Source organism: Aquimarina spinulae, from assembly GCF_943373825.1.
Lineage (GTDB): Bacteria > Bacteroidota > Bacteroidia > Flavobacteriales > Flavobacteriaceae > Aquimarina > Aquimarina spinulae.
Window position 1 is genome coordinate 79,067 of sequence record NZ_CALSBP010000002.1, and the last position, 14,277, is coordinate 93,343.

The 14,277-nt window shown below is 31.8% G+C and carries 11 protein-coding genes and 1 other RNA gene; 4 read left to right on the forward strand and 8 right to left on the reverse strand.

Annotation, left to right across the window (positions count from 1 at the left end; all coding sequences use genetic code 11):
* Positions 1–115 precede the first annotated feature (115 nt).
* Positions 116–1,561, forward strand: coding sequence for a TlpA family protein disulfide reductase (locus NNH57_RS06290; protein WP_108807643.1), 1,446 nt, complete (start codon positions 116–118; stop codon positions 1,559–1,561).
* Between the two features lie 54 nt (positions 1,562–1,615).
* Here the strand turns inward: NNH57_RS06290 and fsa are convergent, their stop codons facing one another.
* The 3 genes from fsa to ffs form a co-directional block, all read right to left on the reverse strand.
* Positions 1,616–2,269, reverse strand: a complete 654-nt coding sequence (gene fsa / locus NNH57_RS06295; RefSeq protein ID WP_034247234.1) for a fructose-6-phosphate aldolase — start codon at positions 2,267–2,269, stop codon at positions 1,616–1,618.
* Positions 2,270–2,429: 160 nt separating this feature from the next.
* Positions 2,430–3,251 (reverse strand): SDR family oxidoreductase, encoded by an 822-nt coding sequence (locus NNH57_RS06300; protein WP_108807644.1) that lies wholly within the window; start codon positions 3,249–3,251, stop codon positions 2,430–2,432.
* A 122-nt stretch (positions 3,252–3,373) separates the two neighbouring features.
* An RNA gene (gene ffs / locus NNH57_RS06305) (signal recognition particle sRNA small type) lies at positions 3,374–3,472 on the reverse strand.
* An 87-nt stretch (positions 3,473–3,559) separates the two neighbouring features.
* Between ffs and NNH57_RS06310 the strand changes: the two genes are divergently transcribed.
* From NNH57_RS06310 to NNH57_RS06320, 3 genes are all read left to right on the forward strand, one after another.
* A complete protein-coding gene (locus tag NNH57_RS06310) occupies positions 3,560–4,615 on the forward strand; it encodes a glutaminyl-peptide cyclotransferase (RefSeq protein WP_074410049.1) in 1,056 nt (351 codons plus the stop codon).
* Positions 4,616–4,786: 171 nt separating this feature from the next.
* Positions 4,787–6,547, forward strand: a complete 1,761-nt coding sequence (locus NNH57_RS06315) for a DEAD/DEAH box helicase (protein ID WP_074410050.1) — start codon at positions 4,787–4,789, stop codon at positions 6,545–6,547.
* A 136-nt stretch (positions 6,548–6,683) separates the two neighbouring features.
* A complete protein-coding gene (locus tag NNH57_RS06320) occupies positions 6,684–7,448 on the forward strand; it encodes a carboxypeptidase-like regulatory domain-containing protein (protein WP_025667943.1) in 765 nt (254 codons plus the stop codon).
* A gap of 32 nt (positions 7,449–7,480) precedes the next feature.
* Here the strand turns inward: NNH57_RS06320 and NNH57_RS06325 are convergent, their stop codons facing one another.
* The 5 genes from NNH57_RS06325 to NNH57_RS06345 form a co-directional block, all read right to left on the reverse strand.
* The gene (locus NNH57_RS06325; RefSeq protein ID WP_025667942.1) at positions 7,481–7,846 is read right to left on the reverse strand and encodes a VOC family protein; all 366 of its coding nucleotides are present in this window, start codon (positions 7,844–7,846) and stop codon (positions 7,481–7,483) included.
* Positions 7,847–7,921: 75 nt separating this feature from the next.
* Positions 7,922–8,578, reverse strand: a complete 657-nt coding sequence (locus tag NNH57_RS06330; protein WP_074410051.1) for a TrmH family RNA methyltransferase — start codon at positions 8,576–8,578, stop codon at positions 7,922–7,924.
* A 1,701-nt stretch (positions 8,579–10,279) separates the two neighbouring features.
* Positions 10,280–11,095 carry a mechanosensitive ion channel family protein gene (locus tag NNH57_RS06335; protein WP_074410070.1) on the reverse strand — a complete coding sequence of 272 codons (816 nt, stop codon included), beginning with the start codon at positions 11,093–11,095 and terminating at the stop codon, positions 10,280–10,282.
* A gap of 125 nt (positions 11,096–11,220) precedes the next feature.
* Positions 11,221–13,191 (reverse strand): OmpA family protein, encoded by a 1,971-nt coding sequence (locus NNH57_RS06340; protein WP_074410052.1) that lies wholly within the window; start codon positions 13,189–13,191, stop codon positions 11,221–11,223.
* 91 nt (positions 13,192–13,282) lie between these two features.
* On the reverse strand, positions 13,283–14,239 hold the full coding sequence (locus NNH57_RS06345; protein ID WP_254504130.1) for a PorP/SprF family type IX secretion system membrane protein: 957 nt from the start codon (positions 14,237–14,239) through the stop codon (positions 13,283–13,285).
* Positions 14,240–14,277 lie beyond the last annotated feature (38 nt).

The following is a 14,277-nucleotide window of genomic DNA, read 5'->3' on the forward strand; positions in this document are numbered from 1 at the left end:
AAATTTTAATAGCTCAATTCGTTAATATGCATAGAATTAACTTATAATTAACAACCGCAATAGGTGTTTCCCTTTATTTTTGGACACAGAGTAAGTTAATTTTATAGCGCCAAAAATGCAATTTTCAGTACTAAGATATTTTATTCAAGTTTCTTTTTTATCATGCTTTGTATGTAGTTGTGGTTCTTCTGAAAAAGACAAAAAAGAGTATACTTATTTTGGTGGTGAAATCGTAAATCCTAATACAAACTATGTTATTTTATCTAAAGGTTACGATTATAGAGATACAATACAATTAGATAAAAATAATAGATTCCTACACAAAATAGAGAATTTAGAAGATGGATTGTATTCTTTTAAACATAATCCAGAATATCAGGTGGTACTCCTTGAGAAAGGAGATAGTGTATTAATTCGCTTAAACACTTTAGAGTTTGACGAATCTCTAGTTTTTACTGGTAAGGGTTCAGGAAAAAATAATTTTTTAATCGATTTGTTTTTACAAAACGAAATTGAGAGGGAACATTTAAAAAGAACAGGCTTCATGCAGTCTGCTTCGTATTTCAAAAAAAAGCAAGATTCTTTACTAAACATAAAATCGGATACTTTTGAAAAGTTAATCAACAAAAATGAGTTGAGTAATTTAGCAAAAAAACTTACTCAAGCTAGTTTCATATTTGAATACTACATGAGACATGAGTTCTATTTTACCAGTCGTTATAAAATGGGAGGTCCTGATGCAACTAAAGAATTATCTGCCTCTTTTTTTAATTATAGAAACCAGATTGATTTTAATGATGATGAATTAAAAAGACTATATTCTTATAATTGGTTTTTAAATTGCTACTTCACTAATGCTTCTATTTCTAATAATGATAATCGATTACAACACGACAATAATTTAGAGAGCTTTATTTACAAACTGGATTTAATTAACAATGTTGTAGAGCATTCATATATTAAAAATAACTTATTAAGGAGGTCTACAATTCGTTTTTTACTCGATGACAGTAAAAATAATAAAGAATCAAACATAGCTTTAAAACATTACCTTTCTGTAAGTACTAATAATCGATCACAAAAAGAATTAAAAAAACTTGCCAGACATATTTCAAAATTAAGACCCAATAAAGTTATTCCTGATCAGGACTTAATTACTTCAAAAGGGGAAACCGTGAAATTGTCGTCACTTTTTAACAAACCAGTTACTGCCTTGTATTTCTGGTCGATAGAAAGTAAAGATCATTATGTAAAGGCCCATGAAAAAGCAACCTATCTTAGCTCTTTATACCCTGGTATTGATTTTATCGCTGTAAACATTGATCCTGATCAAACAAAAAACTGGCTAAAAACTATAAAAAGACATCATTATAATTTGGATAATGAATACGAGTTTAAACATCCAAAATGTTCTTCAGAAGAATTGGTAATTCACTATCGAAATAAAGTTATTCTTGTAGACCAAGATGGTAAGATAATAAATCCGAGTACAGATTTGTTCGCATCTGTTTTTGAGAAACAGCTTATGCAATACACACAATTAGCAAGTTTAGAAAATTAAAAAGCCACTCGATAGAGTAGCTTTTCTAAAACTTTATATGTTAGGAAAATTACACTAGTTTCCTTTTTTATAATCAGCAAGAAACTTAGCAAGACCAATATCTGTTAATGGATGTTTCAATAATCCTTCTATAGAAGAAAGAGGCCCTGTCATTACATCTGCACCGATCTTAGCACAATCAATTACATGCATTGTATGTCTTACTGAAGCTGCCAAAATTTGTGTATCAAATCCGTAATTATCATAAATCAATCTTATCTCTGCAATAAGATTAAGTCCATCTGTAGAAATATCATCTAATCTACCAATAAACGGAGAGACGTAGGTAGCTCCAGCTTTAGCAGCAAGTAAGGCCTGCCCAGCAGAAAATACCAAAGTACAATTGGTTTTAATTCCTTTATCACTAAAGTATTTGATTGCTTTTACCCCATCTTTGATCATTGGTACTTTTACAATAATTTGATCATGAAGTTTAGCTAGCTCTTCCCCTTCTTTAATAATACCATCAAAATCTGTAGAAATTACTTCTGCACTTACATCTCCGGTTACGATTTCACATATCTTTTTATAGTGATTAATAATATTTTCTTTACCAGTGATACCTTCTTTAGCCATCAAAGACGGATTTGTAGTTACTCCATCAAGAACTCCTAAATCTTGTGCTTCCTTAATCTGATCAAGATTTGCAGTATCAATAAAAAATTTCATAGTATTGTTTTTAAAATTGTTGTGTTTAAATTTTGCGCTTTTATAGATCGCGAATATAAAAATAATCGTTGTAGGCTAATAAAATCTTTTTGTTAATTAAAAAAATATCTTTCATCTGTCGAATTCATAACGCTTCTATATTTAATTACAGAACTATCGATTATAATTTATAATGATTCATCAGCATTTTCTCATACATTCTATCTGGTAATGTTCGTTTTAGCACAATAGAAAACTTTTGCATAAACGCTCCTACTTTATAATGTACTTTTGGTTTTTTAGTTTTTATAATCTTAAAAACTGTTTCGGCCATTTCTAAAGGATCATTACCCGAATCTACATGGCTATCCATTAGTTTTAATGTATCTCCATATGGTTTTTCATATGGAGAATTTTTAATAACTGGAGCATGATAGCGCCCTGCAGCAATATTGGTTGCAAAATCCCCGGGAGCTACATTAGTCATTCTAATGTTGAAATCTTTCAATTCCATTCGCCAGGCCTCGGTAGTCATCTCTAATGCAGCTTTAGAAGCACTATAAATCCCTCTATACGGTAATCCCATATATCCCGCGATAGAAGTGATGTTAATAATTAATCCACTTCCCTGTTTTCGCATTACTGGCAAAACCGCTTTGGTAACATTGATTGGGCCAAAATAATTTGTAGTGAAATTTCTTACTATTTCTTCATTAGGAATTTCTTCTATTGGCCCGGTAATGCCTGCTCCGGCATTATTAATTAATACATCTAATCTTCCATGCTTTTGTTCTATTGTTGTGATAGCAGAATTGATACTCTTCGTATCTGCTACATCTAATTCTAAAAGTGTAAAAAACTCAAAATCAGGAAATCGAGATGGATTACGGCTTGTACCATAAACAATATATCCTTTTTGTGCCAAAAATATTCCTATTGATTTCCCTATCCCAGAAGACCCTCCTGTAATTAAAACTACAGTATCTTTTTGATTTGTGCTCATAATCGCAAATATACAATTCTGATTAACGATCTACTAATCTCAAAATATAAAATGATGGGAAACAAATGATGGTAATTTATGGATCAATGGCATTTAAATTACATCAAAAATTAAGGCACAAAAAAAGGCAAGCTACCTACATCACACTGCTACAACCGTCTACCTTTGCTGCGTTCCCGCCCTGGAGGATTCAACAGGAGCTAGTTGTGTAGGACTTGCCGCTGCAAAGATACAATCTTTAAGATATAAAACAATGATTTTTTAAACCCAATTAAAATAAATATCTTGCTTAAAATTTAATTATCACAATGAAGATCCATAACTCCTTCGTCATCATTATTTTAAGCATACTTAGTTTTTCTTGTGGAAGTAATCAGGATAAGCGAAAAAAATATTTTTCTATCAAAATTGAAGATAATAAAACTAAATTTAAGCTGGGTGAAACGATAAAAGCAAACATTATTAATGCTCAAAATATAAAAATCGATTCTGTCACTTTTCTTTTAGATAATAAAAAAGTAGCTTCTAAAAAAGATTTCAGTTATGAAGAAAAGATTGATGACGAAAAACTAGGAAATCATATCTTAACGGCTCAAGTTTTTTATGATGGAAATATAGACACCATAACCAAAAAGATTGCTTTTCTTAATAATATATCTCCAAAATTATATTCCTACAAAATTATTGCAGAATATCCTCATGATAAAGGAGCCTTTACCCAGGGGTTAGAATTTTTTGGGGATACGCTATATGAAAGTACTGGTAAAAAAGGAATATCCTCTTTAAGGAAACTTAACTATAAAACCGGAGAAATTCTTGTAAAAAAGGATATACCAAAGGAATATTTTGCAGAAGGAATTACTATTATGAATGGTAAAATATTTCAACTAACCTGGACATCTAAAGAAGGATTTATCTACGACCTTACTACCTTAGAGAAAACCGGAAGTTTTGCATATAACCAAAGTAAAGAAGGTTGGGGATTATGTAATAATGGAAATCATATCTATAAAAGCGATGGTACAGAAAAAATCTGGATACTCGACCCTAATACTCTTGCAGAAAAGGATTATATAGAAGTTACTACAAACAAAGGTGTTAAATCCAGATTTAATGAATTAGAATGGGTTGACGGAAAAATTTATGCCAATACCTGGCAAAAGGATGGGATTGCCATAATTAATCCTGATAGTGGTGCTTTAGAAGCGGTTATTAATCTTAGTGGTCTTCGTAAAAAAGTAACTCAACATGAAAAACTAGATGTTTTAAATGGTATCGCGTATAATGCAAATACCAAACGGTTATTTGTCACTGGTAAAAACTGGGATAAACTTTTTGAAATTGAAGTTATAAAAAAACCATAGTGTTTCCTTAGAAAAACAATGATATGCAAATTAGACGTTGATCATTTTATTTTATTTTTCTGATACTATAAAGATTCATTCTTCAATAAATTTCTGCAACACTATAATAAGTTACTCGTTATTGTAATAGACAGATAATAAACCGTACCTTTGCGGCTTATTTTTAGCTATATGAATAAATTTGAAGCGTTAGGTCTTGGTGAAGCCATTATTAAGGCGGTGAATGATATGGGTTTCGAAACCCCAAGTGAAGTACAGGAAAAGGCAATCCCTATTTTATTAAAGGAAGATACAGATATTGTTGCTTTAGCACAAACGGGTACAGGGAAAACAGCTGCTTTCGGTTTTCCTTTAATCGAAAAAATTGATAGCAGTAGCAGGATTACACAAGGATTAATCCTCTCTCCTACTCGCGAACTTTGTTTACAAATTACTAACGAACTTAAAAACTACTCTAAATATATTCCTGGATTGCACACTGTAGCAATTTATGGTGGAGCAAGTATAACAGATCAGGCAAAACAAATAAAACGTGGTGCCCAAATTGTAGTAGCAACTCCTGGAAGAATGCAGGATATGATCAACCGTAAAATGGTAGACATTACTAATATTAGTTATTGCGTATTAGATGAAGCTGATGAGATGCTAAATATGGGGTTTTATGAAGACATCAACACCATTTTGTCTCATACTCCAAAAGATAAAAACACTTGGCTATTCTCTGCCACAATGCCAAAAGAAGTTTCTACCATCGCAAAACGATTTATGCAAACTCCTATAGAAATTACTGTAGGGCATAAAAACACTGGCTCTAAAAACGTTTCTCATGAATATTATGTAGTAAATTCTCGTGATCGGTATGCTGCTTTGAAACGACTAGCAGATGCTAATCCTGATATCTTTTCTGTAATTTTTTGCCGTACCAAACGAGATACTCAAAAAGTAGCAGAAAACCTGATTGGTGATGGATATAATGCTGCAGCATTACACGGTGATTTAAGTCAAAATCAACGTGATTTGGTAATGAAAAGCTTTAGAAATCGCCAAATACAAATGTTAGTTGCTACAGATGTTGCTGCACGTGGTATCGATGTCGATGATGTTACTCATGTAATTAATTATCAACTTCCCGATGAGATAGAAACGTATACACATAGAAGTGGAAGAACGGGACGTGCTGGAAAAAGTGGTGTTTCTATGGTTATCGTGTCCAAAAGCGAAGTCAGAAAAATTAAATCTGTAGAACGAATTATTAAGAAGAGCTTTGAGAAAAAAGAAATTCCTAGCGGTGAAGAAATATGTCAGGTTCAATTATTTCATTTAGCCAGTGACATTGGAAAAGCTGAAATAAATCACGAAATCGATAGTTACTTACCATCTATTAATGAGGTATTAGAAGAATTTTCAAAAGAAGAATTAATCAAAAAATTCTTTTCGGTAGAATTTTCTCGCTTCCATAATTACTATAAAAAGTCAAGGGATCTAAATGCTGTAAATGAAAGAGATAATGATTCTAGTAGAGGCAATAGCACACGTTACTTTATTAATGTAGGAGAAAAAGATGGATTTGACTGGATGACTTTAAAGGATTTCCTGAAAGAAGTGTTAGAACTAGGAAGCGATTCTTTAAGCCGAGTAGATGTCAAGGAAAGTTTTTCTTTTTTCAATACCAATACTGAACATCAAGAACGAGTTCTTCAGGTTTTTGAAGATTTCAGAATGGAAGGAAGAAAAGTTAATGTAGAAATCTCTAAAGATTCTGGCCGTAGAGGAGGAAGACGTCGTCGTGATAATGATGGTGGTGGTTTTAAAGGAAAACGTAGAAGCGACGGATTTAAACCTAAGGGTAAAAAACGTTTTGATTCAAAAGAAGATAGAGGTAGCGGAGGTAATCGAAAAAGAGATCGTAGAAAACGTAGTGATCGTAGATAAATCAGAGGTTTTGTCCTTAATATATTCAAAAATTACGCTATAGTAAATCACTGAATATAAAGACTTAACAAATAAATATGATTTTTGGCGCGATTTTTATGTTATATTATTTAAAATTGAACGTCATATTATATACATGAAGAGAGTATTATTTTACATAGCCCTATTAGCAGGTATAACTACTTATGCTCAGGAGAATGATTCAAGTACTGTATCAGGAAAAGTATTAAATGCTGCTAATGATCAGATACTAGAAAATGTTCATATCGTTAATCTTAGTCAAGTCATAGGAACAATTACTAATGAAAAGGGAGATTTTAATATTCCTGCAAAAGTAAATGACACTCTATATTTCTCTTATATTGGGTATAAACCATTACAGGTTAGAGTAACTAACGATTGGGTTAAGTTTGGAGAAGTTAAGATTAAGATGACCGAGCTGGGAATTGCACTAGAAGAAGTAGTCGTTGCCGATGTACAACTTACAGGTTACCTAGAGATTGACGCTAAAAGAATTCCTGTTTATAATAATTACAGATATAGTATTTCTGGACTAAACTCTGGTTATGAAGGTGGTAATAAACAACCTGGTGCCGTAAACAAGGTGTTAGGTGCTATCTTTAATCCTGCCGATTTTTTATATAATATATTTAGCAAACGCTCAAAAGAGTTAAGGAAATTACGTAAAATGAAAAAAGACGATGAGATTAGAAACCTTTTGGAAACCAAATTTGATCGTGCTACCTTAATGGCTCTTCTACAAGTGGGACGGCTGGATATAGATGAGATTTTACGTAATTGCAACTATTCTGTTGATTTTATAAAATTTGCAAATGATCTTCAAATCCTCGATGCAATAAGTGAATGTTATGAGGAATACAAAATACTAGACAGAAAGTAAGTAATCTACATATAAGAAGAGTTATTGTATAATCAACGTAATGAATGCAGCGCAATTCGGTTTCCTTCTGAGTCTACAAAATACGCCATATACCCATGTTCTTCAGAAATTTGTTTTTTGTCTAAAACTACTTTTCCTCCTGCATCTGCTACCCTACTCATTTCATTAGCAACGTTATCACAAGAAAAATACACCAAAACTCCATCTTCACTAGGTTTATAATGTTCTCCAGCATAGATTAATGTTCCTGTAGCAATTCCTGCCTGATTTTGATTAGGAAACCACCCCATTTGTACACCTTCCATATCATGAAGGCTAATTTCTATATCAAAAACTTTTTCATAAAAAGCTTTAGCTCTCTTCATATCTATAACCGGAATTTCAAACCAAGTAACCATAATATTAGATGTTAGATGTTAGATGTTAGATGTTAGATGTTAGATGTTAGATGTTAGATGTTAGATGTTAGAAAGTTACTCATTCTCATGATATCGTGCAATAATTTGTTCATGGCTTTTAATCACTTTCTTTGCCCATTCCATTCGTTTTTCTAACTTTTCCTCTTCAGATAATTGCCAATTGCTATTTGTTTCTTTAAGTTTAGATGTAACATGTTGTAGTATTATTGCAGCCGAAACCGAAATATTAAGGCTTTCTGTAAATCCAACCATTGGGATATGTAACTTGGCATCTGCCGCTTCCAGAACCTGGTCACTTAACCCTTGCTGTTCTCTTCCAAAGAAAAATGCAGCTGGTTTATCAATATCAAAATCCTGTAAAACTTTAGAATCATCATGCGGGGTAGTTGCAACGATTTGATATCCTTTTTTTTGTAGTGTAGCCAGACATTCTTTGGTAGTAGAATATCGATTAATATCTACCCATTTCTGAGCACCCATTGCAATTTCACGGTCTATACGTTTTGCGTTTACCTCTTCAATTACATGTACATTCTGAACTCCAAATACATCACAACTGCGTATCACCGCACTTGTGTTATGCAATTGATACACATCTTCGACTGCTACCGTAAAATGATTTGTACGTTGTTCCAAAACTTTTTTATTTAAACCTTGTCGTCTTGGAGTAAGAAATGATTCTAAGTATTCGAGAAGTTTTATATCTATCATAATTGCTAAAATATAAAAACATCGATTATTTTTAATAAAAAAGAGCTGCCAGTTATGATATCAGACAGCCCTTTTACAATCTACTTAATTTAACTTAAACATATGCACCATAGTTTTCTGCATTGCAATATTTATGGCTTATTACAACAAAGCTCTTGTATGTGCATAATTCGGATTTAAAAAACACTTAAAATTTGATATCACCTATCAAGTATTATTTTCACAACTAATTATTATTTAAACTTTTTTAGACAAAAAAAACCTCCCGAAATTACCCCTAAAAACGGAAGGTTTAAGTAAACACATTGTCAAAATGTTTCTTACAGACTAATTATTCGTATCATGATTAGTCTAATTTTTCTTTTTCATTATTTTTTAATTTATACTTTATTATACTGTTGTTATGTAATTTATAGTCATTGATTTTAGTATTAGCATAGCTATGACCGAAACAAAATTTGGTGTCATTATACTGTATAGCGTTGTAAATAAATATCAAAAAAGACCTTAACAACTTGTAGCTGTGCACATTAAATTCTAATACATGATTAACTACAGATAAAGCACTAGTTTTTCTGGTAGTATATCGTGTTAAGAAAGTGATAAAAAATGTACGGTAAGTCCGTAAAAAAGATAAAGAATTACTATATTTCACCCTTCGGAAAGAGGAGAAAAACGATATGTATTTTTCCTTAAGGGAAAGAAGCATCCTGTCAATTGAAAATCGAAATTGACAATTTATAGACGCATGAAATAATAGTCCACTCATAATGATTGATTTATTTTAAATTAATCGCTATTCAGACCCTGCTTTTGTTGGCTCGCCAAAGTTTCACAATCGCGGGGTTGTTTTTGTCTTAACCTTAATTTTTAATGATACATATTTTTTATAAAAGAAACTAACATTAAAAATCTACAGTTTTACACATTTATTTATTACTTTTTATTTTAGTACTACGCTCAAAATACATCCAAAACAGAAGTTTTTGATTTTTATAGTATTACTTATTCTTCTCATTAATGCAATTTGACAATAAAAGTGTTCGTTTCTTCATAAAAGTATATTACTACTACTTAGATGAAAAACCACATATTCTTTTACAAAACAATATCGAATATAAAACTCAGGGAGGGGTAAGAAAATAAGTTTTTTATCCTGTAATTATTACATTATGTTTTGTTCAAAAACAATACTTAAAGATAGTTACTATTTGTTAAAACAGAACACTGAAACACCACATAATTATTCCGGTTTTACCATAAAAAAATAAATGTCTAATCATATTTTAAAAATAATAAACAGAATTAACATTTATATCAATCTAAAAAACCATAAAAACTTAATTATCAGGTATTTACCATAAAAAAGAAGCTATACAAAATGCTATAAACTCATTAAAAAAGTAGGAATATTCTATAAAAAATATCAAAATAAAGCTTTTAAACCGATGTATTGAACTTTTTAACTGTTTTTAGATTGTTAAAAAAACGTCAGTTATAGATAGGTAAACTGTAATTTTTTATCCAGATAAAAGTATAAATCCCATTTTTCAATACTAAAATAGATAATAGGTTTAGGTTATTATATTATCATTCTGAACTCTGATATTTTTAACCTACTAAATTTAAGCAGTTTACACAAAAAAATCACTTTCCATAGAAAATAGAAAGTGATTTTTAATTTCAATTTATTTTATACGATTAACTTTCTTTATGAATTTCTACTGAGTGTGGATAAGGAATTTCAATACCTGCATCATCAAGAGCTAGTTTACAGTTTTCTAATGTAGTAAAATACACATCCCAATAATCTTCTGGAGTACAGTAGGGACGAACAGCCAAATCGACAGAACTTTCTCCTAATTGGCTAACGTTTACAGAAGGTGCAGGATCTTTCATTATCTTAGGGTTTGATGTTAAAACTCCTAGTAATACTTCTTTGGCATTTTTTATATTTTCATCATAACCTATACCTATTGTGATATCTACTCTCATCATTCCTTCTGCCGTATAGTTAATGATATTACCATTTGCCATTGCTCCATTAGGGACGATAGCTAACTTATTTTGAGGAGTAGTCAATTTTGTTGTAAAAATTTCAATTTCCTTAACTACACCCAATACGCCTTGTGCTTCTATAACGTCTCCTATTTTGTATGGTCTAAAAATCATAATAAGCACTCCTCCTGCAAAATTAGATAAAGACCCTTGTAGTGCCAAACCAACTGCCAAACCAGCTGCAGCAATTACAGCAGCAAAAGTAGTGACATCGACACCTAATCTTGAAATTACGAGAATGATGAGGAATACTTTTAGGGACCAGGTCAATAAGTTTAATAAAAACTTTTGTAAAGATTCATCATACTTACTTTTAGACATCATCTGCCTAACACTGTTAATTAATTTCTTAATAACCCATGATCCTATAATATAAATAAGGATGGCTGTAATGAGTTTAGGGCCAAATTCTTTTGCCAGTTCAATACCGTAATTGAACCATTCTTGAGCTTTTTCCATTATAATTTGTGTTATTTTGTGTTGAAATTTTGCAGTAATAAAAACTATAACTACCACAGATAAAATTTAGGATAGCAAAGGTATATGAAATCAATATCAAAGCCAAAACGTTTTCTGTACTATCATTATTGTAGTATAATAAATTCGCTTCTACGGTTAAGTTGATGTTCTTTATCACTACATGGTACTCCATCTATACATTTATTAATAAGTGCAGTTTCACCATATCCTCTACCTGTTACGCGAGATCTATCTATCTTACCTTTTTCGACTATATACTTAATCGTGCTTTTTGCTCTGCGTTCACTTAAATACATATTATAATCATCGTCTGCCCTGCTGTCTGTATGAGATCTAACATCAATCTTTAAATCAGGGTATTCGTTAAGTGCTGCAATAATCTTTTGTAATTCTATTTCCGCATCTGGCCTTATAAAGGATTTATCTAAATCAAAATATATAATCTCCAGATCTAATAGTTTAGCCAAATCATCACCTGGTTTCACTTCTTTTTCGGCCAATCCACCTTTGCTAAGTTGCAGAGCTAAGTCATGCTTATGTTCTAATACATTATTTGCAGTAAGAAGCGCCTCTGTAGGGCCATACCCTATCTTATTTCCCCTAACAATATAGGATGTATCACATTCGAGGTCAAACCTATATCTCCCTTTCGAGTCTGTAACTGTACGTTGTAATTCGTTATTAGTATCGTCTAATAAAAACACTTCGGCATCTACCAAAACTTCTCTAGTACTTGCATCTGTAACTACTCCTTCAACATATTGATTACATTTAGTAATTAATTCTTCTGTTTGTTTAAAGCTATAGATATCATCATTTCCTTTTCCTCCAGCTCGATTGCTTGAGAAATATCCAATTTTTGTATTTTCATTCAATACAAAGGTAAAGTCGTCTTCAGAACTATTTACAGGCTTCCCTACATTATATGGGATAGAAAATATTCCAAATTCCTCTGGAACAGTTACAAAAATATCTAACCCTCCTAAACCAATATGTCCATCACTTGCAAAATACAATCGTCCCGAATCACTAACGTATGGAAAAGTTTCTCTTCCTTCGGTATTAATTTTATCTCCCAGATTTTTGGGTTCACCAAAAGTACCATCTTCATGTATATCAATAACATATAAATCAGAAAGTCCTCTACTATCAGGCATATCACTTGCAAAATAAAGCTTGGTTCCATCTGCACTCAATGCAGGGTGGGCTATAGAATATTCATTGCTATTGAAAGGTAACTCTTCTATGTTTGTCCATTTATCATTTTCGAGTGTTGCTCTATATATTTTTAACAAAATAGTCCCCTCTACATTAGAACCTAATTTTCTTTTGATATAATTATTTCTAGTAAAATATACTGTTTGTCCATCACTACTAAATGAAGTAGAGGATTCGTGAAACTTTGTATTGATTTTCCCTTTTAACTTTTTGGGTGTTTGCAAAATCCCATTAGATTCAATAATCGTTGAAGAAAACAGGTCTAGAAATGGCATTTCATCCCATTCATGAACAACCTTACTCATTCCACTTCCTCCTTTTCTCGAAGATGCAAATATCAACTCTCCCTGGTTATTAAAACTAGGTGCATAATCAGAATATTTAGAGTTTATACTTAATTTTAATAACCTAAACTTACCCGATTGCATTTCAATAAATTTTAAATAATCCCTGGTATTCATAAAGAATTCTGCCCTTTGATCATTACCAGTAATCGTATTAAATTGCTCCATTATCTTATCTGCTTCCTCGTATCGTTGTATACTTTTTAAGCTTTGAGAATATCTAAATAAATATTCAGGATCAATATCATCTGCATACTTAGTAGTTAACTTTTCATACCAAGGAATTGCATCCTCTAACCGGGCATTAAAATAATAAGAGTCTCCTAGTTTTCTAAACAAATCTGCCGATTCATAACCACTTTCTGCAACTTGAAGATATATTTTACGGGCATCGACAAAAGCATAACGATTAAAGCTTTCATCAGCTTTAGCCATTCGCTTTTCCTGGGAAAACGCAATCCCCGACAACAATATACTTAAGGAAATATTTATAAAGTATTTGGTAAAATTCATAGTTTTTCGTTTTTATTTAATTCTAAAAACTAGGTTTTATTATGGTTCTAATCTTTTAATTTTTTTGAAGGCCTAACATCTTAAATAGTTATTAAAAGAAACGAGGTGTTAGCATTCTATTGTATTTTTTGAAGAGTTCGAATCTGAGAAAGACCTCATAACTGCCATCATTAAATTGACTCTGACCTAACTCGGTGGTTTCTCGATCATAAGCAAAACCAATCATTAATGCATCTGAGATCTGAAACCCTATAGTACCACTTAATGCAGCACTCCATCGATAAGCGGCTCCCAGTGTTAAACGATCATACAATAAAAAATTAGCCGAAATATCTACCTGTAATGGAGCGCCAAACACTAACTTACTCAAAACTGCTGGCTTAAACTTAACATCATCACTCAAATCAAAAACATGACCTGCTATTAAATAATAATTAATACGCTCCTCTGCCAAAAAACTAACAGCATCACTACTACTTGTCGTAGTACTCTCATCAAAATGATCTGTCTCTAATAAATTAGGAGCACTTAAACCTACATAAAACTTATTGGTATGATAATAAACTCCAACTCCAACATTAGGACTAAACTTATTGTCTATATTACTCTCAAACAATGCATCATTAGTATTGAATTGTGATAGTTTTTGAAAATCAACATTCAGTAAATGACCGCCAGCTTTTATTCCTAAACTTAACTTTCCAGTCTCTGAAGTAGGAATCGTATACGAAAAATCAATATCGAAATACGTCTCATCGGTAGGACCAATCTGATCATTAACTATAGATAGACCCAAACCAACACGCTCATTCCCCCCAATAGGAGTATTAAGAGTAAGTGTCTGGGTTCGGGGTGCTCCATCTAAACCAACCCATTGACTACGATGAAGACCCATAATACTTAGTACTCCTCGACTACCTGCATAGGCAGGGTTTACACTTATCGTGTTATACATATACTGAGTGTACTGAGCATCTTGTTGTGCATAACTGGCAAAAAACGTAATGCTCAAAAACGCTGTCACAACTATTATCTTTATTTTTTTCATCCGCTCTAATTTAACATTTTTATTTCACCCACGAGTAG

Bases quoted from the DNA above. Each gene is read 5' to 3' on its own strand.
- NNH57_RS06315 (WP_074410050.1), top strand. From the start codon at position 4,787: ATGAATAAATTTGAAGCGTTAGGTCTTGGTGAAGCCATTATTAAGGCG.
- NNH57_RS06330 (WP_074410051.1), bottom strand. From the start codon at position 8,578: ATGATAGATATAAAACTTCTCGAATACTTAGAATCATTTCTTACTCCA.
- NNH57_RS06345 (WP_254504130.1), bottom strand. From the start codon at position 14,239: ATGAAAAAAATAAAGATAATAGTTGTGACAGCGTTTTTGAGCATTACG.
- NNH57_RS06300 (WP_108807644.1), bottom strand. From the start codon at position 3,251: ATGAGCACAAATCAAAAAGATACTGTAGTTTTAATTACAGGAGGGTCT.
- fsa (WP_034247234.1), bottom strand. From the start codon at position 2,269: ATGAAATTTTTTATTGATACTGCAAATCTTGATCAGATTAAGGAAGCA.
- NNH57_RS06290 (WP_108807643.1), top strand. From the start codon at position 116: ATGCAATTTTCAGTACTAAGATATTTTATTCAAGTTTCTTTTTTATCA.
- NNH57_RS06325 (WP_025667942.1), bottom strand. From the start codon at position 7,846: ATGGTTACTTGGTTTGAAATTCCGGTTATAGATATGAAGAGAGCTAAA.
- NNH57_RS06335 (WP_074410070.1), bottom strand. From the start codon at position 11,095: ATGGAAAAAGCTCAAGAATGGTTCAATTACGGTATTGAACTGGCAAAA.
- NNH57_RS06320 (WP_025667943.1), top strand. From the start codon at position 6,684: ATGAAGAGAGTATTATTTTACATAGCCCTATTAGCAGGTATAACTACT.
- NNH57_RS06310 (WP_074410049.1), top strand. From the start codon at position 3,560: ATGAAGATCCATAACTCCTTCGTCATCATTATTTTAAGCATACTTAGT.
- NNH57_RS06340 (WP_074410052.1), bottom strand. From the start codon at position 13,191: ATGAATTTTACCAAATACTTTATAAATATTTCCTTAAGTATATTGTTG.